Below are 18,945 nucleotides of genomic sequence, written 5' to 3'. Positions count from 1 at the left end.
ACTCAACTCCTGTCGTGGAACATCGTCCGGTTAAATCGTGTCGGTAAGCGGTTGCCAGAGCGTGATCAGCCCTTGCATCAGTCCGCCGCGCCAGCAAAGCGCATCGTGTCCACCATCAACCTGACGCCAGAAAATAGACTGTGGTGCAGAGGGTAACTGGGCATATAGCGCCTGATTTGCGCGATAAATAATGGGCTCGCGGATCCCGGCTTCCAGGACAATACGCAGCCCCTGGGCGCTTATCTTTCCGCTCTTCAGTTGCTCAACGATCGCCCCATCCTGATGACCACCGCGATGCGGCCACCAATAAGAGCCTGACTGGCTGAGCACGCAGCCAAAGCGCGCGGGCCAGTTAAGCCCGGCATACAGCGATGACAGCCCGCCAAAACTTTGCCCGGCGACGACGGTACGCTGCGGGTCGTCACTGAACGCGGTCGTGGTCTTCACCAGCGGCAATAACTCCTGCTGTACCGCCAACCAAAAATCCGCATTACACGGCAATTCGCGGCTGCGGTGAGCCGTGTCGATGGTATCAATCAGGAGATAAACGGCGGGCGGGAGGTGTCCGCGATGGGTGAGTGAAGTCAGCGCAGGCCAGACCGGCATACTTTGTGCCCAAAACTGTCCGTCCAGCAGGATGGCCAGCGGACGCGCTTCCGGTTGGGCTTCACCAGTGGTAAACACCCACACGCGGCGTGTATTGCCGAGTCTGGCGCTACGCCATTGCAGGCAAACTGCGGGCGAGTCGGGGTTTTCAGGTCGATCCCATCCCGGTTGTACGGGTGCATCAGGCATTTCCAGCGCAGACACCGCATGGCCACGACCGCCCTGCCAACTCTGCGGATTGAGGGGATCGGCAATAGCCTGCGGCAACAATTGCCGCCAGCCTTCACGCAGCACGGTTCGGTCAGGCGCTTCGCCCGGCGTCTGCGCGGCAAAAATATCATTTCGTTCTGTTGGGATAAAACAGTAACTGCCGCGCCAGTTGGCGCTGAGGGAAACACTCCAGCACCAAACATTTGTTCCGTCAATGCGTTGCATCGACTGAGGGGTGGCATTTTGATGGTGGTCGGTGACGCCGGTGATATAGACCCATACGCGATGAATGGCTGACTCTTTTTCCGTTCCCTGCGGGTCGCGCCACCAGAAGGTTACCCGATAATTTCCGTTGTCTTCACGCTCCCACTCCGGGCCTTTTTTTGACTGCCACCACGCCTCGCTTCCCATCTTTAACGTCGTCACCGCCATAACCCCATGTTTATTGTCAAATTTTATGATCTAGCGTGAAATATATTGATAATATTATTGATAACTATTTGCATTTGCAATAGCGTATTGTCGCGCTGTGGGAAGCGCGCACAGTTTTTCACCACTTATAAACCGGCCTGGCACTGCGTACTTTTTCTGGAAGGGAGGGTTTACGCGGATGCGGGCGACATCAGACCAAATGCCGCACCACGGCACATTGGTACTCGTGGCTAAAAGAACAGCAGGACATACAATGAACAACAAGATTCATTCACTGGCCTTATTGGTCAATTTAGGGATTTACGGGGTAGCCCTGCCAGCGATGGCAGAAGATCAAACCGATAGCGCCGCTGTCTCTCATGAAGACACCATCGTGGTTACCGCCGCCCAGCAGAACCTGCAGGCACCGGGCGTTTCAACCATTACCGCTGATGAAATTCGTAAGAATCCTCCCGCTCGCGATGTGTCGGAAATCATTCGTACCATGCCAGGCGTCAACCTGACCGGTAACTCAACCAGCGGTCAACGCGGCAACAACCGCCAAATCGATATTCGCGGCATGGGGCCGGAAAACACCCTGATTCTGATCGACGGCAAACCGGTAACCAGCCGTAACTCTGTGCGTCAGGGCTGGCGCGGCGAGCGTGATACCCGCGGCGATACCGCCTGGGTGCCACCAGAAATGATCGAACGTATTGAAGTGCTGCGCGGTCCTGCCGCGGCACGCTATGGCAACGGTGCGGCTGGCGGCGTGGTGAATATCATCACCAAAAAAGGCAGCAACGAATGGCACGGCTCCTGGGATACCTATTTCAACGCCCCGGAACATAAAGACGAAGGTTCAACCAAACGCACCAACTTTAGCCTGAACGGTCCGCTGGGCGGGGATTTCAGCTTCCGTTTGTACGGTAATCTCGATAAAACCCAGGCCGACGCGTGGGATATCAACCAGGGTCATCAGTCAGAACGTACCGGCACGTATTCAAATACTTTACCGGCCGGTCGTGAAGGGGTGATCAACAAAGACATTAACGGCGTGGTTCGCTGGGATTTCGCCCCGCTCCAGTCACTGGAACTGGAGGCTGGCTATAGCCGTCAGGGCAACCTGTATGCGGGCGACACTCAAAACACCAACACCAACCAACTGGTGAAAGATAACTACGGGAAAGAGACCAACCGTCTTTACCGCCAGAACTACTCTCTGACCTGGAACGGCGGCTGGGATAACGGCGTCACTACCAGTAACTGGGTGCAGTATGAACATACGCGCAACTCCCGTACGCCGGAGGGCCTGGCGGGGGGTACCGAAGGGATTTTCGACCCGAATGCGTCACAAAAATACCTCGACGCCGACCTGAGTGACGTCATGCTGCACAGTGAAATCAGCATTCCGTTAGATCTGCTGGTTAACCAAAATCTGACGCTCGGTACCGAATGGAACCAGCAGCGCATGAAGGACATGTTGTCCAATTCGCAGACCTTTATGGGCGGTGATATTCCAGGGTCCAGCAGCACCAACCGCAGCCCGTACTCAGACGCAGAGATTTTCTCTCTGTTTGCTGAAAACAACATGGAACTGACCGACAGCACCATGCTGACGCCAGGTTTGCGTTTCGATCATCACAGCATTGTGGGCGATAACTGGAGTCCGTCCCTGAACCTGTCCCAAGGTCTGGGCGATGACTTCACCCTGAAGATGGGGATTGCGCGCGCCTATAAAGCGCCAAGCCTGTATCAGCTCAACCCGAACTACATTCTGTACAGTAAAGGTCAGGGTTGCTACGCCACCGGCTCAGCGACCGGTATTGGTTGCTACATGATGGGCAACGATGATCTGAAGGCCGAAACCAGTATCAACAAAGAGATTGGTCTGGAGTTCAAACGTGATGGCTGGCTGGCCGGAGTAACCTGGTTCCGCAACGATTATCGCAACAAGATTGAAGCAGGAACCGTACCGTTAAGCAGAACATCGATTACCCAGCAAAACCCGACCACAGGTAAAACAACAACAACCTACACCGATATCTATCAGTGGGAAAACGTGCCTAAAGCGGTGGTGGAAGGTCTGGAAGGGACGTTGAACGTGCCGGTTAGCGAGACCGTTACCTGGACCAACAACATTACCTACATGCTGCAAAGTAAGAATAAAGAGACCGGCGAACGCCTGTCGATTATTCCTGAATACACGCTGAACTCAACCCTGAGCTGGCAGGCACGCGAAGATCTGTCATTGCAATCCACCTTCACCTGGTACGGCAAACAGCAGCCGAAAAAATACGATTACCAGGGGAAACCGGTGACTGGCAGTTCAGCCCAGGAAGTGAGTCCATACAGCATTGTCGGCCTGAGTGCGACCTGGGATGTGACGAAAAACGTCAGCCTGACCGGCGGCGTGGATAACGTCTTCGACAAACGTCTGTGGCGTGAAGGTAATGCCCAAACCACCAGCGACAACAAAACTGGCTATTACATGGCGGGCGCTGGCGCATACACCTATAACGAACCGGGCCGGACGTGGTTCATGAGCGTTAACACACACTTCTGATAATGTTTTTCCCTCTCCTCGCTGCGGGGAGAGGGAAACCGTAAGAAATCATGCACACAACGCACATCCCGCTCCCTTTCGCAGATCATACGCTGCACATTGTCGAATTTGATCCCGACACTTTCCATGAGCACGACCTGCTCTGGCTTCCCCACCACACTCAGCTCCACTCCAGTGGGCGTAAACGTAAAGCTGAGCACTTAGCGGGACGCATTGCCGCAGTCCACGCACTGTGTGAATTTGGCCACAAAACCGTGCCCGGCATCGGTGTGCAACGCCAACCATTGTGGCCGCAGGATCTGTTTGGCAGCATCAGCCATAGCGCAACAACGGCGCTGGCGGTCGTATCAACGCATCCCATTGGGCTGGATATAGAAGCTATTTTTACACCACAAACCGCAGTTGAGCTGGCTGATGGCATTATTGATAACCACGAACATCAGATTTTGCAGCATACCTGCCTGCCCTTTCCGCTCGCCTTAACCCTGGTATTCAGCGCAAAGGAGAGCCTGTATAAGGCGTTTTCCAATCAGGCATCGGGGCTACCAGGTTTCACCAGCGCAAAAATCACCGCACTCACGACTCAGCAATTAACATTACAAATCATGCCGTCATTTTCGGCAAACCTCGGCAATCAAGAAGTTAACGTTCATTGGTTTCAGCGTGATAAAAATATCGTGACGTTATTTCCATTCTCACCATCAGGATCGTGATCCTTTTCTCTTTTTAAGAAATTAGCTGCGCAAATCGTAGACAGTTCGATTATCTCGACTTATCGTTAACTTGAATAATAAATCATATTTGAATAAATATTCAAAGTGGAGAAAGAGATGAACAAGACCTTGATTAAATCCGTATTACTGGCCTCGATCCTTACCACATCGGGTTCGCTGTATGCTGCCGACAACGGACTGATTGCGATTATTACCCCTTCTCACGATAACCCGTTTTTTAAAGCCGAAGCCGACGGTGCAGTCGCCAAAGCAAAAGAGCTGGGATACGCCACGCTGGTTGCCTCTCATGATGATGACGTCAATAAACAAAACCAACTGATTGAGACTGCTATTGCTCGTAAAGCAAAAGCGATCATTCTCGATAATGCGGGTGCAGATGCCACCGTAGGGCCGCTGGAAAAAGCCAAAGCAGCGGGTGTAGCTGCTTTTCTGATCGATCGCGAAATCAATAAAACCGGTATCGCGGTGGCGCAAATCGTGTCGAATAACTATCAAGGCGCACAGCTCGGCGCAGAGAAGTTCGCCAGGTTACTGGACGGAAAAGGGAAGTACGTTGAACTGCTGGGACGTCAATCCGACACCAACGCCCATGTACGCTCGCAGGGGTATCACGATGTACTCGATGACTATCCGGACATGAAAATGGTAGCCCAGCAGACGGCAAACTGGAGCCAAACCGAAGCCTTTACCCGAATGGAAGCCATTCTACAAACCAACCCAGATATCGTAGGCGTGATCTCAGGTAACGACACTATGGCGCTGGGTGCAGAAGCCGCATTAAAAGCGGCGGGGAAAAATAATGTCATCGTGGTCGGTTTTGATGGCAGCGACTACACCCGCGATTCAATCATTAATAAAAGCAATATTAAAGCGACAGTACTGCAGCCCGGCTGGCAGCAGGCACAAATGGCTGTTGAGCAGGCGGATTACTATCTGAAAAACGGCAAAGCCCAGAAAGAAGAAAAACAGCTCATGGATTGCGTGCTGATTGACGAAACCAATGCCAGCAAGCTGAACAAGTTCAACCTGAGCCACTAAGCGGAGGCACTATGTCGTTAACACAATGGGGTGCCGCGCTGGTTGGATGCGCCACCCTGTTGCTGACGGCCTGTACGGTAGTTGACCTCGACGAAAACGGCAAACCAATTATCCCGGCCGATCCTCAGGCCAAAGCCAGTTTCGACAACCAGACTCCCGATCAGATCGCGCAACAAACCTGGCAATCCCGCGTCCTGGAAGCGGCACAGCAACATGTTCTGGATGCTTCAGCGCTGACCACTCGCCTGAAGGCCCCCTCACCCGCTCCCGAAAGCGTGTTTGTACGCCTGACCAGCCAGATTGATAGCGTCGACACCACCAATGGGCGAGAGCACACCATCGTGGTGAGGGTCAATGATATGCCCGTCACGATTCAGATTGGCCCGGTAATGCGTGGCAATGCTATTCGCGATGCCAGTGGTTTCAAGTTTGAAGATTTTACTAACCAGGTTCAGTTTGCCCAACTGTCACGGGCTTATAACCGTGAAGCGGCGAAACAGTTACCCGCCGTAGACACTAGCTGGCAAGGGAAAACTGCCACGGTGCTGTTTGCCGTGACGTTGAATGCTGGAAAAGCGGAAAACGCAGCAGCACTGACGCTGGAACAGGAGGCTCACTAATGCGCAATACCTCAGCTGATGACATCATCCTGCGCACGCATGCCATTTCAATGCTGTTTCCCGGCACAATTGCGCTGGACAGCGTCGATTATCAGGTCTGGCGTGGCAAGGTGAATGTGATTATTGGTGAGAATGGTGCGGGGAAATCGACGTTGATGAAGATCCTAGCTGGCGTTCAGCAACCCAGTAGCGGTGAGATGTCGCTCAATGGAAATCCCGTGCGCTTTGCCAGCACCCGGGATGCTGCGGCACATGGAATTGGTATGGTGCATCAGGAGTTAAACCTGTTTGAGAACCTCACCGTCGCGGAAAACATTTTCCTCGGTCGGGAGATTCAAAAAGGCGTGGCCCCCATCAATGAGGCCGAGCAAGAGAAACGCACCGCGGAATTATTAACCCGGCTCGATCAGCCGATATCACCGCGCGACCTGGTTGGCAATCTCAAAGTAGGGCAGCAACAGCTGGTCGAAATCGCCAAAGCACTGGCTGAAGATGCAGATATCCTGATTCTTGATGAACCCACCTCAGCGCTCAGTAAAACTGAAGTCGAGATTCTGTTTCGCGTGATCCGTGAACTTACTCGCCAGGGCGTGTCGATAATCTATATCTCCCATCGTCTCGAAGAATTGATGGCAATTGGCGATGTGATCACTATTTTACGCGATGGTAAATTTCAAGCCGAAGCCAAGGTTATCGACATCGATGTCCCGTGGATTGTGCGTGAGATGTTGGGCAGTGATCCGGTAAGCAACTTTCTCGAACCCGGCCGCACGTTTGGAGCTCCGGTTCTGGAAGCTGAACATATCACCTGCGTGAATACCGCTGGCAGCGCAGTCGTCAATGACGTCACCTTTAACGTTCACGCCGGTGAAATTGTCGGTATCTATGGACTTATGGGGGCTGGGCGAACCGAATTGTTCGAGTGCTTGTTAGGTACTGAGCGCAACTACCTCGGAAAACTGTGGCTCGACAGCAAACCGGTCCCGCAGCGCTTAACCACCGCCGATCGCATCCGTATGGGAATGAGTCTGGTGCCGGAGGATCGCAAGCGCACAGGGATTTTCCCCATTTCATCCGTCGCCACCAATCTGACCATTGCCAGCCTTTGGCGGCGTCTGCAACGTGGCTTTGCCATTGCCCGCAAAGATGAAGAGGCCGTGGTCGCCAGCACAATTGGCAATCTGTCGATAAAAGTCTCCTCGCCAGAGGTTGAAATTCAGGCGCTGAGCGGGGGGAACCAGCAAAAAGTGGTGATTGGTCGCTCTCTGCTCACCAATCCCAAAATTCTATTTCTTGACGAACCCACACGCGGCATCGATGTCGGGGCGAAAGCCGATGTGTTCCGCATGATGGTCCAGCTTTCCCAGCAGGGTATTGCTGTGGTCTTCTCCACCTCAGATTTAAAAGAAATTATGGCGGTTTCTGACCGCATTCTGGTGATGTCCGGCGGCAAGCTAACTGCCGATATCGCCCGCGATCGTGCCGAAGAATCGGCGCTGGTAACCGCAAGTGCTCAGGGGTTCTGATATGAAAACACTACAATCTGCCGCCATCGCGCCTCGCTCCACAGTCGCCTTCTCTCGGGAAAATATCCTGCTGCTAATCCTAAAACTGCGCACTTTTATTGCACTGTTTTTAATCGTCGGGTTCTTTGCCTTCACCGTACCGGGATTTCTCTCTGGCGGCAGCATGGTCATTATGATCAAGCATATCGCCATTAACGCCTTTCTGGCTCTGGGGATCACGTTTGTCATTATTACCGCCGGGATTGATCTCTCAATTGGCGCTACGCTTGGGCTGTGCGGCATGGTCGCAGGATGGCTAATCACTAAAGGCATTGTATTGCCAATGTTCGGCATCGCAATTTTCCCCAGCGTCTGGGTGATTGTGCCTGTCGTCTTGTTGATTGGTGGGCTGATTGGCGCGGCGAATGGTTGGATCATCACCCACTATAACGTCGCACCGTTTATTTGTACGCTCGGAACCATGTACGTTTTGCGCGGGGCGGCGATGCTGACCTCCGATGGGCAAACCTTTCCCGGGCTTTCCGGCAATCCGCAGCTCGGCAATACCGGTTTTGATGAGATTGGTGCCGGTACACTGTTTGGGATTCCGTGGGCCATCTGGATGATGATTGTGCTGGCACTGGTCATTGCTTACGTCGCTCGTCGTCTACCCTTTGGTCGCCACGTTTACGCCATCGGGGATAACGAACGCGCTGCTGAGCTGTCAGGGGTAAAAGTAAAACAGGTGAAAATCTGGGTGTATACCCTATCCGGACTGTGTGCCGCGATTGCTGGAATTGTGGTCTCGGCACAGCTTTCCGCCAGCCATCCGGCCAACGGTACGGCATTTGAGATGAACGCCATTGCCGCAGTGGTTCTCGGCGGTACGTCACTGGCCGGTGGACGGGGCACGATTTTAGGCACGCTGATTGGCGCTTTCGTTATCGGTTTTCTGGCCGATGGTCTGGTGATGATGGGCGTCAGCGAGTTCTGGCAAATGGTGATTAAAGGTATCGTGATTATCGTCGCGGTCATCATCGACCAGATGCAAAACCGGATGCAGCAAAAAGCCGCGGTGGTAGCACAAAAGGCGGCGATGGAAAGTCAGTAATCCCCTCTGAAAAGTCTGATATGCACAACCAGACAGCTCCAGGGGTCTCCTGGGGCTGTCAATTGTTTAACTCACCGTGACATCACCCTTTCACCAGACTGCGGGCTGTCGGGTAGTCGGTGATCAATACGTCAATATAATTCCCCTGCAATGCCCCGCGTATCGCATTCTGTTTTTCCACACCACCAGCCAAAGCAATCACGTGGTTACAATCCCGGATCTGCGAAAGCTCCATTCCGATGACCGGGTCTTCCTCATGGCTGAGTACCGGGTTACCTGCTGCATCGTAATAATGCAGACAGATATCGCCTACTGCGCCGCGCTCGGCGAGCAGTCGCAACATTTCTTCGTTGTAGTAGTTGCCTGAGTTTTTCAGCAATTGAGAAGGCTCCAGTTCGCCAATACCGACAATTGCCACATCCACTTCAGCAAACTTTTCAACCACCGCGGCAACGTCAGGGCTGTTAACCAACCGTGTACGCTCTTCAACCGAATGCTCAATACTTTGTGAAGGCAGCAGCCAGGCCGGACAGCCAAGGTGCGCTGCCAACTGTTGCGTAAGAATCGTGGCCTGCACGTTACCATTCGGCCCTACGCCGCCCAGCAGTTGGATTACCCCCGCCGCGCGGATATTTTGCGGGTGCATCTCATCGACCATACAGCGAATGGTGCTACTCCAGGAGGAAATTCCAACCAGGTCCTCGGCTCGCAAGCGGGTTTCAACGTAATGCGCCGCCGCACTGCCAATAGCATGCTTAATTTGCGTATTGCTGGGGTTGTCGCCGACATCCACGACAATCGCCTGACGAATACCAAACTGCTCTTCAATGGCTTTTTCCAGCGCCACAAAGATATTGGTCGGCTGTACGACGGTGATTTTCACCAGCCCTTCTTTCTGACAACGTGTTAAAGCACGGGAGACAAAGGACTGCGACAAATGCAGCAGCGTGGCGATTTCAGACTGTTTTTTATTTTCGGCGTAGTAAAGCGTGGCAATCTTAACCAGCAACCGCTGTTCATCCTGCTTTGACATGGCATTCCCCCTGATAAACTGCCTGTTATTTTTATTCATACCTGAATAGATAACAAGTCATCAGTACCTTTCCAGTTATCACGTTAGTGTGATCCTTTTCTCTTTTCTCCAAAATTTGGCGGCACAAGCCGTAGACAAACCGCCAGACAAGGCATATCTTTAATCATGAATAATAAATCAGTAGTGAATATTTATTCTAACCAATAACGACTGACTGTTTTATCTGCAGATTACGTAGTGGGTAGAGAGACAGTTGCACTACTGCACTCACATGGAATATTTATTCACTCAAGATTAAACATTCAAGAGGTGTCTTATGAATCCGTTTTCGCTCTCAATACCTGAGCTAGAAAAGAAAGCACGTGCCGTGCGTCGCCGCATTATTGTGTTGAATGCTGAAAGCCCGGCTGGCGGGCACACTGGCGCAGACCTGTCGCAGGTTGAACTGCTGACAGCACTCTATTTTCGCATCCTGAATTGCTCCCCGGAGATTAAAGAGAGCGACGAGCGCGATATCTACATCCAGTCAAAAGGTCACGCTGTGGGCGGTTACTACTGTGTCCTGGCGGAAGCCGGTTTTATTCCTGTGGACTGGCTGGCGACCTATCAACACGCTGATTCGCATCTGCCGGGGCATCCGGTAAAACATAAAACGCCAGGAATTGAATTGAATACCGGAGCTCTTGGTCACGGTCTGCCGGTTGCAGTAGGGATTGCGCTGGCGGCTAAACGCAGCAACAGCAAACGCCGGGTGTTTGTCGTCACCGGTGATGGTGAACTGGCCGAAGGCAGCAACTGGGAAGCAGCACTGGTCGCTGCCCACTATAAACTGGATAACCTGATTATCATCAACGACAAAAATAACCTCCAGCTTGCCGGATCAACCAAAGAGATCATGAACACCGATCCGCTGGATGAAAAATGGCGAGCCTTCGGTATGCAAGTCACAGAGTGTCGCGGGAACGATATGAGTGATGTGGTGCGCACGCTGGAAGGATTAACCCCTGAAGGCAAGCCATATGTCGTCATTGCACACACCACCAAAGGAGCCGGGATCTCTTTTATCCAGGGCCGCCCGGAATGGCACCATCGCGTGCCAAAAGGAGAAGAAGTTGAACTGGCGCTGGAGGAACTGAAAGATGCGTAATAGCGAACACCTCGCCACCGTCATGGTGAACACGTTAATTGCCGCGGTCAAACGTGGAATGGATGTTGTGCCGGTGGTGGCTGACTCAACATCAACAGCAAAAATCGCCCCATTTATGAAGGAATTTCCCGGTCGTCTGGTCAACGTGGGTATTGCCGAACAGACGTTGGTCGGTGCTGCTGCCGGACTAGCGCTGGGCGGTAAAATCGCCGTCACCTGTAACGCTGCACCCTTCTTGATTTCACGGGCCAATGAGCAAATTAAAGTCGACATTTGCTACAACAATACCAACGTGAAGTTGATTGGCCTGAACGCAGGGGCCAGCTATGGACCGCTCGCCAGTACGCACCACAGCATTGATGATATTTCCGTGCTACGCGGTTTTGGAAATATTGAGATTTACGCCCCGTCCTGTCCGGTGGAATGCCGACAGATTCTCGATTACGCCTTAAGCCACATAGGTCCGGTTTATATTCGCCTGGATGGCAAAGCCTTACCCGAATTACACGACGAAAACTACCAGTTCGCGCCGGGTAATATCGATATTTTGCGCAAAGGAAAGGATGTCGCACTGGTGGCAATGGGCTCAACTGTGCATGAAATTGTCGAGGCTGCCACAGTGCTGGAACAGGCGGGTATTGACGCCAGCGTAATCAGTGTACCGTCAATTCGTCCCTGCAATACCCAACAGTTACTGGCAGCTTTAACCCACTGCAAGGCAGTGGTTAGCGTGGAAGAACATAACATTAATGGCGGCGTGGGAAGTCTGGTGGCTGAAGTGCTGGCAGAAGCTGGCTGTGCTATTCCACTGCGTAGATTGGGGATTGCCGATGGCCAATATGCAATCGCAGCCGATCGTGCAGCAACGCGCGCGCACCATGAAATTGACGCGGCGGGTGTCGTGAAAAACGCCACCGCACTGTTGCTGGCAACACGATAAAACAATAACAACAACAGAACACTTACTGGAGAAAGCGATGTCACGAATTCCTCATCAGTTGACCATGGCGGTGATTATTGGCAATCGGGGATTTTTCCCGAGCTATCTGGTTGCTGAAGCCCGCGAACAAGCCAGCGTGCTCTTTGAGCGGCTGGGCATTAACACCATTATGCTCAACGATACGCAGACAGAACTCGGCGGTGTTGAAACCCGTCAGGATGCGAAAGTTTGTGCTGAACTTTTCCGCGCTCACCGCGACAAGATTCACGGTGTGGTGGTACTACTGCCGAACTTTGGCGATGAAAAAGCGATAGCGGAAACGCTGCGACTTTCCGGTTTAGATGTCCCGGTTCTGATCCAGGCGCAGGAAGACAACCTGGATAAAATGGGGCTTGCCACTCGCCGTGACAGCTTCTGCGGCAAGATCTCCCTGTGCAATAACATGCGCCAGTACGGTATTCCGTTTACGCTAACCACCCAGCATGTTTGCGACCTGTCAGGCGAGGTGTTTGCACAAGACCTGAAACGTTTCGAACAAATCTGTCGCGTGGTCGCCAGCATGCGCGGAGTTCGCGTCGGCGCTATCGGCGCACGTCCAGCTGGGTTTAACACCGTCCGCTACAGCGAAAAATTGCTCGAGAGACTAGGTATTGCCGTTGAAACACTGGATCTGTCTGAAGTCTTTACCCGCATCAAACGACTGCGCGACGACGATATCCGGGTGGATGAAAAACGCCGCCTGTTGATGGATAACGCCGACGCCAGCGCCATTCCAGCCGACAAACTGGTCACCATGGCAAAACTGTTTGTCGTTATCAGCGAATGGGTCATCGCTAATGATATTGATACGACTGCCATCCAGTGCTGGACCTCGCTGCAGGAAAATTTAGGCATCAACGTGTGCTCAATCATGAGCGTGATGTCCGGGCAGTTAATGCCCAGTGCCTGCGAAGTGGATGTGATGGGCGCGTTGTCAATGTACGCCCTCGCCAGCAGCAACTTAAGTCCAGCATCCATTGCCGACTGGAACAATAATTTCGGCGACGATCGTGATAAATGCGTTCTTTTTCACTGCGGTAATTTCGCATCAGCCAGTCTGGACAGCCCGAAGATGGGGACGGCGGATATCATCGGTACCACCGTCGGTAAAGAGAATACCTGCGGTGCAGTTCATGGTCGTATGAAAAGCGGTGCCTTGACCTACTTCCGCCTGAGTACCGACGATTTAACCGGCGAAATCAAAGCCTACGTCGGCGAAGGACTATCGGTTGACGATCCGCTGGACACTGTCGGCTGCCGAGCGGTAATCCAGGTACCTCATCTGGAGAACCTACTGGCATGGATTTGTCGTAATGGCTTTGAGCATCACGTGGCAATGAACCATTCCGCCAGCGCAGAGGTACTGCATGAAGCTTTCACCCGCTATCTCGGGGTGGATACCTTTTTCCATCGCTAATACTCAGGGAAACCGAAGGGCTGGAGAAAACAATGTCAGCACAAAAAGACATTATTATTGCGCTTGATGAAGGCACCACCAATGCCAAAGCCGTAGCGCTGGATGGTCAGGGAAAGGTGGTCGCGAAGTTCTCCCGCGCGCTGGCGATCCACACGCCCCGTGAAGGCTGGGTTGAACAGTCAGGTGATGCACTTCTGGACGCATCACTGGATGTTGTGGCACAAGCCATTACCTGCGTCGGCGCACAACGCGTCGCAGCGCTGGCGATCAGCAATCAACGTGAAACGGCGATAGGCTGGTATCGTGCCAGCGGTCGCCCTCTCGGCCCTGCTATCACCTGGCAATGTTCGCGCACGGCCGATTTTTGCCGTGCATTACGTGAACAGGGGCACGAGGCGTACATAAAATCCATCACTGGATTACCCGTTGCCCCACTCTTTTCCGCCTCTAAAATGCGCTGGCTGCTGGAGTCAGTTCCCAACGGTATGACGCTCGCACAGCAAGGGGAAATATGTCTCGGGACCATCGATAGCTGGTTACTGTGGAACTTAACGCACGGCGAGGAATTTCGTTGCGATATCTCCAACGCTTCACGCACGCAGTTGCTCAATCTCAACAGCGGACAATGGGATAACGAGATGTTGGCTCTATTCGGTATCCCGCAGCAGGCGTTGCCCGAAGTTTGCCCTTCCAGCCACCATTTTGGCGTAACAAAAGGTCTGGAGAGGATACCTGATGGAATCCCTATTCTGGCGATGATTGGCGACTCTCATGCTGCGCTTTTTGCCCATGGGCTGGGTATGGAAGGCTGCGTCAAAGCGACCTATGGCACCGGATCTTCCGTTATGGCACCCGTATTCTCGGCGCAGTCCGAGGTGAGCGCGCTGGCAACGACCATAGCCTGGCATGACGGTGACACCCTGGTCTACGGGCTGGAAGGTAATATTCCGCATACGGGAGATGCCGTCGCATGGATGGCCGATAGCACAGGTCTTAGCGAATTACCGGAAGAGCAACTGCTTCATGAGCTCAATACGCTGCCCGCCACGGTTGACTCCACACTGGGCGTCTATTTTGTTCCGGCCCTTACCGGGCTGGGCGCGCCCTGGTGGGATGAAGATGCCCGGGGGTTGATTCACGGTCTCAGCCGCGGAGTGAAACGCGCACATCTGGTACGTGCGGCACTGGAGTCGATTACCTATCAGATTGCCGATGTTGTTTTAGCGATGCGCCAGCACAACGGTTTTCGACTCAGCGCGTTAATGGTTGATGGCGGGCCAACAAAAAATGACTGGCTAATGCAGTATCAAGCCGATTTATTGGGCTGTCCGGTGATGCGCAGCGATATCCCTGAACTTTCCGCTATCGGTGCCGGATTGCTGGCGCGCAAGAAGCTGCAAGGTGCATCTACCAGCCAGTTGCGAGATTATCTGCCCGATCACGTATCGTTCCAGCCAAACATGGCGCGCCATGGGAGATTGCAAAAACGCTGGCATGAATGGCAAGGAGCCGTCGAACGCACCCGTTGGCAAACCCGTTAATAAATCAACGCTAATGATAAATGCGCCCGCAGCCATAACTGACTGTGGGCGCACTGTTAATTCTTCAAAAGCGAGCTACTGCGGCTGACACGCCGCCAGCGATCGGCGTTGCTGCCCTTTTTCATCGAAGTTATCGGCAGCCAGCCAGCGCTGCAAAACAGCGTCGCACTGGGGCCATTCGCTATCAATCATCGATAACCAGTCGCTGTCGCGATTACGCCCCTTGCGCACAATCTTCTGGCGAAAACGTCCTTCGAAGATAAACCCAAGGCGCTCCGCCGCCCGACGGGAAGCCGTGTTCAGAGAGTCACATTTCCACTCCACGCGACGATAGCCCAACGCAAACGCCTGGCGCAGCAACAGCCAGATGCTTTCGGTGCCGAGTACCGTATTTTTCATGCGCGGTGACCAGGTTACATGACCAATTTCAACCGAACCATGCTCCCGTTCGATCGCCATAAAGCACACCAGTCCCACCGCACGACCGGAACGCTGTTCAATGACAGCATAGGGAACCAGAGATGCATCCGTGGATTTGCCCTCTACCCAGCAAGCTGTGGCCTCAACGCTCGTGGGGCGAGAACTTGCAAGCCAGGTCCAGTCGCGATCGTCTGGCGCCTGCGCGTAAGCATCAAACAGATCGGCGGCATGGCTATCGGCATCCAGGGGAACCAGTCGACAATATTGCCCTGCAAGTTCTTCCCGCGGCAGTACGGCTGCACCATTCCAGTCAGGCACAATATCGCCGACGGTCTGTCCATAAAGATTAATTTCCGGCACGATTCAACCCCTGTTGCGAAGTAAAAAATAGTTATAACACCGGCCATTTCGCCTTCAAAGCATCACGGGGGGATTTCTGACATCGAACAGAAATTCAGCGGCCCTTCTATACTCTTTGGGTTTCGAGTTGCAGGCTGCCTTCGGCTGTGAGCTTTCTCAAGTAAATGACCAGGGTGAGCAGGCGCAGTCAACGCACCTGCTGCTTGCAAGATGACGCGTCTATACTGATTAAAAATCAACGCTGAAGAGAACACTATGTCCCTACCCGATTTTCATGTTTCAGACCCTTTTACGTTAGGCATTGAACTGGAAATGCAGGTGGTCAATCCTCCGGGCTACGACCTGAGCCAGGACTCTTCCCGACTGATTGACGCCGTAAAGCCGCAGCTCACCGCCGGAGAAGTAAAGCACGATATCACTGAAAGTATGCTGGAGATGGCGACCGGGGTTTGTCGCAATATCGACCAGGCGAGTGCTGAATTATCCGCCATGCAGCAGATAATCTCGCGGGTTGCTGCCGAGCATCACCTCGCCATCTGTGGCGGCGGTACGCATCCGTTTCAAAAATGGCAACGTCAGGAAGTCTGCGATGACGAACGCTATCGGCGCAACCTGGAAAATTTTGGCTATCTTATTCAGCAGGCGACGGTATTCGGCCAACATGTGCATATCGGCTGTGTAAACGGCGATGATGCTATTTACCTCCTGCACGGCCTGTCGCGATTTGTTCCCCATTTTATTGCACTCTCTGCCGCCTCACCTTACATGCAAACGTCCGACACGCGGTTTGCCTGCGCGCGGCTGAATATTTTCTCCGGATTTCCTGATAATGGCCCGATGCCGTGGGTGAATAACTGGCAGGAATTCGAGGGGTTATTTCGTCGACTGGCTTACACCAGCATGATTGATAGCATTAAAGATTTACACTGGGATATCCGCCCCAGCCCGCACTTTGGTACGGTAGAGGTTCGCGTCATGGACACTCCGCTAACCCTTGAACACGCAGTCAATATGGCGGGACTTATTCAGGCTATCGCCCACTGGTTGCTCACTAAACGGCCATTCAAGCACCAGGAGCGTGATTACCTGCTGTATAAATTTAACCGTTTCCAGGCCTGCCGCTTTGGCATGGCGGGAATCATCACCGACGTTAATACTGGCGATGGGCACCGCCTGTCAGATGACACGCTACGGCTACTGGAGAATGTCGCCGCTTCTGCGGACAAAGTGGGCGCGACCAGCGCGATTGAATCCTTACGCCTGCAGGTTAAAAATGGTCATGATGAAGCGCAGAGCATGCGTGATTTCGTCGCCGACGGCGGATCACTGAGCGGTCTGGTGAAAAAACATTGTGAGATTTGGGGCGGGCTGTAAGCGTGGCGTTTGCGTTGCCCACAGAGATCCCGGACAATGGCTTTTTAACTCAAGTTTAACAATGCCATGAAACACCCGCTTGAATCACTGATGACCGCCGCAGGGATCCTGCTGCTGGCTTTTTTGTCTTGCCTGCTGCTGCCCGCCCCCTCACTGGGCATTGTGCTGGCGCAAAAACTCGTCGCCACCTTTCATCTGATGGATCTCAACCAATTTTATACTTTGCTATTTTGTCTGTGGTTTTTACTGCTGGGGGTGATTGAATATTTTGTACTGCGTTTTATCTGGCGGCGCTGGTTCTCGCTGGCGGATTAGGCCCGCGAGAACCCTTTGCCGTTAATGCGTTCGGCTATGATTTTCTTTGCGATAGGCGCCCGGCGGCTGGCTGAACGTACGGGTGAAAATTCGCGTAAAGGTCTGCTGCGAATCGAATCCGTATTTCAAACAGATGTCATACACTTTCTGGTCGGTATCGCGTAGATCGCGCGCCGCCAGTAGCAGCTTACGCTCGCGGATGTAGCGCCCGAGGCTTTCGCCTTTGTACTGCATAAAAAGACGCTGCAGGTGCCATTTGGAATATCCCGCATGGCGTGCAATATCATCAATGCGCAATGGCTGATTCAAATTATCATCAATCCATTCAACAATCGTATCAATGACCTGAGCAGAAATCGTCATCATGCTCTCCCCTGTATTCATTGAGTCGCCTGTTGCCACCAGGCCGTAAACGGTTGGTCCGGTTCGGACAGAATTACCGGTTCACCCAGCATTGGCGTCAGTAGTCGGTAATCCTGACGCCGGCTGGCAAGCGCCAGTCGTTTGTAGGGATCATCCCAGGTATGTTTCGCCAGAACGAAACGGCCGGCATGCCCTGGCAACACGGCTTTCGCATGCAGATCGGCCGCGGCCTGCGCCGTCTCTTCTGGCATCATGTGAATAAACTTCCAGTCCTGGTCATATTGACCGTTCTCCATAATCGCCAAGTCAACCGAGCCAAACTGCTCACCGATGGCTTTAAAATGCGGTCCATAGCCGGAATCTCCGCTGTAATAAACGTTCTGCTCCGGCGTTTCGAACATGAAGCTCGCCCATAGCGTCTGGTTGCGCTTGATACCACGCCCCGAAAAATGACGAGCAGGCAGCACATGAACGATCAGTGAATCCGTCACTCTGACGGACTGATTCCAGTCCCGCTCTTCGATTATCTCGCTGCGCATCCCCCAGTAACGCAGATGCGACCCTACGCCGAGCGGCGTAATCACCCGCTTAATTTTCGGCATTAACGCCTTGATAGTGGCGAGATCCAGATGGTCATAGTGATCGTGCGAGATAATGAGCAGATCGATCTCCGGCATCGTCTGCGCAGTCCACGGATAATCTCCGGCAAAGGCTTTGTTCAGGAATGAAAACGGTGCGGCATAATTGCTAAATACCGGATCAATCAGGATACGTTGACCCGCCAGCTGCAAATACCATGAGGAGTGGCCCAGCCAGACCAGAGTATCCTGCTGTGGCGAAAGTCCGGCGAGATCGGTTGCCACCAGCGGTAACGGCTGCGCCGGGCGCGCATTATCACGCTTAGCGACCAGAAACTCCCACCAGGCCGCCAGCATGCCTTTGTTGCCGGTATAGCCTGGTGTCGGCACCTGGTTATGAAACTGTCCATCACGATAGTGAGGTGACTGTTCAACCAAACTCAGTTGTGCCCCTTGCGGGGCCTGACCAAACCCGGCATTGAGTACAAACGGTAAACTTGCAGCTGCGGCAATAAGCATAATAACAACCACACAAACTGTGAGACGCTTCATATCCTGACCTTAAACGCGCCCCTTTCCGCTGGTTTGCGCGACTGACTCTTGATTATGAGTGAGTA

Annotated in this window: 17 protein-coding genes; 12 read left to right on the top strand and 5 right to left on the bottom strand. The window is 53.1% G+C overall.

Translation table 11 applies throughout. From position 1 onward, the window contains the following. Positions 1–30: 30 nt before the first annotated feature. Complete coding sequence (gene fes / locus WC7_RS19060; protein ID WP_016152189.1) at positions 31–1,248, bottom strand: enterochelin esterase; 1,218 nt, start codon at positions 1,246–1,248, stop codon at positions 31–33. 253 nt (positions 1,249–1,501) lie between these two features. On the opposite strand from fes, the gene WC7_RS19065 reads away from it, so the two are divergent. The 6 genes from WC7_RS19065 to WC7_RS19090 all read left to right on the top strand — a co-directional run bounded on the left by WC7_RS19065 (position 1,502) and on the right by WC7_RS19090 (position 8,801). Beyond that, positions 1,502–3,793 (top strand): TonB-dependent siderophore receptor, encoded by a 2,292-nt coding sequence (locus tag WC7_RS19065; protein ID WP_016152188.1) that lies wholly within the window; start codon positions 1,502–1,504, stop codon positions 3,791–3,793. A 50-nt stretch (positions 3,794–3,843) separates the two neighbouring features. After that, complete coding sequence (gene entD, locus WC7_RS19070) at positions 3,844–4,506, top strand: enterobactin synthase subunit EntD (RefSeq protein ID WP_016152187.1); 663 nt, start codon at positions 3,844–3,846, stop codon at positions 4,504–4,506. Positions 4,507–4,623: 117 nt separating this feature from the next. Beyond that, entirely contained in the window at positions 4,624–5,565 is a 942-nt protein-coding gene (locus WC7_RS19075) for a D-ribose ABC transporter substrate-binding protein (RefSeq protein WP_016152186.1), read from the top strand. An 11-nt stretch (positions 5,566–5,576) separates the two neighbouring features. Next, on the top strand, positions 5,577–6,185 hold the full coding sequence (locus tag WC7_RS19080) for a DUF2291 family protein (RefSeq protein ID WP_016152185.1): 609 nt from the start codon (positions 5,577–5,579) through the stop codon (positions 6,183–6,185). Further along, positions 6,185–7,711 carry a sugar ABC transporter ATP-binding protein gene (locus tag WC7_RS19085; RefSeq protein ID WP_016152184.1) on the top strand — a complete coding sequence of 509 codons (1,527 nt, stop codon included), beginning with the start codon at positions 6,185–6,187 and terminating at the stop codon, positions 7,709–7,711. The genes WC7_RS19080 and WC7_RS19085 overlap by 1 nt, the downstream gene beginning before the upstream one ends. Position 7,712: 1 nt before the next feature. Next, positions 7,713–8,801, top strand: coding sequence for an ABC transporter permease (locus tag WC7_RS19090; RefSeq protein WP_016152183.1), 1,089 nt, complete (start codon positions 7,713–7,715; stop codon positions 8,799–8,801). 82 nt (positions 8,802–8,883) lie between these two features. Here the strand turns inward: WC7_RS19090 and WC7_RS19095 are convergent, their stop codons facing one another. Beyond that, entirely contained in the window at positions 8,884–9,834 is a 951-nt protein-coding gene (locus WC7_RS19095) for a sugar-binding transcriptional regulator (protein WP_016152182.1), read from the bottom strand. A 316-nt stretch (positions 9,835–10,150) separates the two neighbouring features. Here WC7_RS19095 and WC7_RS19100 point away from each other — a divergent pair, with 316 nt between their 5' ends. From WC7_RS19100 to WC7_RS19115, 4 genes are read left to right on the top strand one after another with little or no spacing between them, the layout of a single operon-like run. Next, positions 10,151–10,981, top strand: coding sequence for a transketolase (locus WC7_RS19100; protein WP_016152181.1), 831 nt, complete (start codon positions 10,151–10,153; stop codon positions 10,979–10,981). Next, positions 10,974–11,921, top strand: a complete 948-nt coding sequence (locus WC7_RS19105) for a transketolase family protein (RefSeq protein ID WP_016152180.1) — start codon at positions 10,974–10,976, stop codon at positions 11,919–11,921. Before WC7_RS19100 ends, WC7_RS19105 begins: the two co-directional genes overlap by 8 nt. Before the next feature lie 37 nt (positions 11,922–11,958). Then, the gene (locus WC7_RS19110) at positions 11,959–13,377 is read left to right on the top strand and encodes an L-fucose/L-arabinose isomerase family protein (protein ID WP_016152179.1); all 1,419 of its coding nucleotides are present in this window, start codon (positions 11,959–11,961) and stop codon (positions 13,375–13,377) included. 32 nt (positions 13,378–13,409) lie between these two features. Next, entirely contained in the window at positions 13,410–14,918 is a 1,509-nt protein-coding gene (locus WC7_RS19115) for an FGGY family carbohydrate kinase (RefSeq protein WP_016152178.1), read from the top strand. Positions 14,919–14,993: 75 nt separating this feature from the next. Here the strand turns inward: WC7_RS19115 and WC7_RS19120 are convergent, their stop codons facing one another. Next, the gene (locus WC7_RS19120; RefSeq protein ID WP_016152177.1) at positions 14,994–15,698 is read right to left on the bottom strand and encodes a GNAT family N-acetyltransferase; all 705 of its coding nucleotides are present in this window, start codon (positions 15,696–15,698) and stop codon (positions 14,994–14,996) included. Between the two features lie 255 nt (positions 15,699–15,953). Here WC7_RS19120 and WC7_RS19125 point away from each other — a divergent pair, with 255 nt between their 5' ends. Both WC7_RS19125 and WC7_RS19130 read left to right on the top strand, forming a co-directional pair. Continuing rightward, positions 15,954–17,072, top strand: a complete 1,119-nt coding sequence (locus WC7_RS19125) for a YbdK family carboxylate-amine ligase (RefSeq protein WP_016152176.1) — start codon at positions 15,954–15,956, stop codon at positions 17,070–17,072. Between the two features lie 66 nt (positions 17,073–17,138). Then, positions 17,139–17,387, top strand: coding sequence for a DUF1158 domain-containing protein (locus WC7_RS19130; protein WP_016152175.1), 249 nt, complete (start codon positions 17,139–17,141; stop codon positions 17,385–17,387). A gap of 21 nt (positions 17,388–17,408) precedes the next feature. On the opposite strand, the gene WC7_RS19135 is transcribed toward WC7_RS19130, so the two are convergent. Next, positions 17,409–17,750: a RamA family antibiotic efflux transcriptional regulator gene (locus WC7_RS19135; protein WP_003021996.1), complete on the bottom strand. Its 342-nt coding sequence runs from the start codon at positions 17,748–17,750 to the stop codon at positions 17,409–17,411. A gap of 17 nt (positions 17,751–17,767) precedes the next feature. Then, a complete protein-coding gene (locus WC7_RS19140; RefSeq protein ID WP_016152174.1) occupies positions 17,768–18,880 on the bottom strand; it encodes an MBL fold metallo-hydrolase in 1,113 nt (370 codons plus the stop codon). Between the last annotated feature and the right edge of the window lie 65 nt (positions 18,881–18,945).

Origin of the sequence: Citrobacter sp. KTE151 (genome assembly GCF_000398845.1) — a bacterium.
In the GTDB taxonomy this organism is placed as follows: Bacteria; Pseudomonadota; Gammaproteobacteria; order Enterobacterales; family Enterobacteriaceae; genus Citrobacter; species Citrobacter braakii.
This window is presented reverse-complemented; position numbering and strand designations above follow the sequence as displayed.

What these genes read in the sequence shown, in the direction of transcription:
- WC7_RS19140 (WP_016152174.1), bottom strand. Translation starts at nt 18,880, where the DNA reads ATGAAGCGTCTCACAGTTTGTGTGGTTGTTATTATGCTTATTGCCGCA.
- WC7_RS19090 (WP_016152183.1), top strand. Translation starts at nt 7,713, where the DNA reads ATGAAAACACTACAATCTGCCGCCATCGCGCCTCGCTCCACAGTCGCC.
- WC7_RS19065 (WP_016152188.1), top strand. Translation starts at nt 1,502, where the DNA reads ATGAACAACAAGATTCATTCACTGGCCTTATTGGTCAATTTAGGGATT.
- WC7_RS19105 (WP_016152180.1), top strand. Translation starts at nt 10,974, where the DNA reads ATGCGTAATAGCGAACACCTCGCCACCGTCATGGTGAACACGTTAATT.
- WC7_RS19125 (WP_016152176.1), top strand. Translation starts at nt 15,954, where the DNA reads ATGTCCCTACCCGATTTTCATGTTTCAGACCCTTTTACGTTAGGCATT.
- WC7_RS19130 (WP_016152175.1), top strand. Translation starts at nt 17,139, where the DNA reads ATGAAACACCCGCTTGAATCACTGATGACCGCCGCAGGGATCCTGCTG.
- fes (WP_016152189.1), bottom strand. Translation starts at nt 1,248, where the DNA reads ATGGCGGTGACGACGTTAAAGATGGGAAGCGAGGCGTGGTGGCAGTCA.
- entD (WP_016152187.1), top strand. Translation starts at nt 3,844, where the DNA reads ATGCACACAACGCACATCCCGCTCCCTTTCGCAGATCATACGCTGCAC.
- WC7_RS19075 (WP_016152186.1), top strand. Translation starts at nt 4,624, where the DNA reads ATGAACAAGACCTTGATTAAATCCGTATTACTGGCCTCGATCCTTACC.
- WC7_RS19115 (WP_016152178.1), top strand. Translation starts at nt 13,410, where the DNA reads ATGTCAGCACAAAAAGACATTATTATTGCGCTTGATGAAGGCACCACC.
- WC7_RS19100 (WP_016152181.1), top strand. Translation starts at nt 10,151, where the DNA reads ATGAATCCGTTTTCGCTCTCAATACCTGAGCTAGAAAAGAAAGCACGT.
- WC7_RS19135 (WP_003021996.1), bottom strand. Translation starts at nt 17,750, where the DNA reads ATGACGATTTCTGCTCAGGTCATTGATACGATTGTTGAATGGATTGAT.
- WC7_RS19095 (WP_016152182.1), bottom strand. Translation starts at nt 9,834, where the DNA reads ATGTCAAAGCAGGATGAACAGCGGTTGCTGGTTAAGATTGCCACGCTT.
- WC7_RS19085 (WP_016152184.1), top strand. Translation starts at nt 6,185, where the DNA reads ATGCGCAATACCTCAGCTGATGACATCATCCTGCGCACGCATGCCATT.
- WC7_RS19110 (WP_016152179.1), top strand. Translation starts at nt 11,959, where the DNA reads ATGTCACGAATTCCTCATCAGTTGACCATGGCGGTGATTATTGGCAAT.
- WC7_RS19080 (WP_016152185.1), top strand. Translation starts at nt 5,577, where the DNA reads ATGTCGTTAACACAATGGGGTGCCGCGCTGGTTGGATGCGCCACCCTG.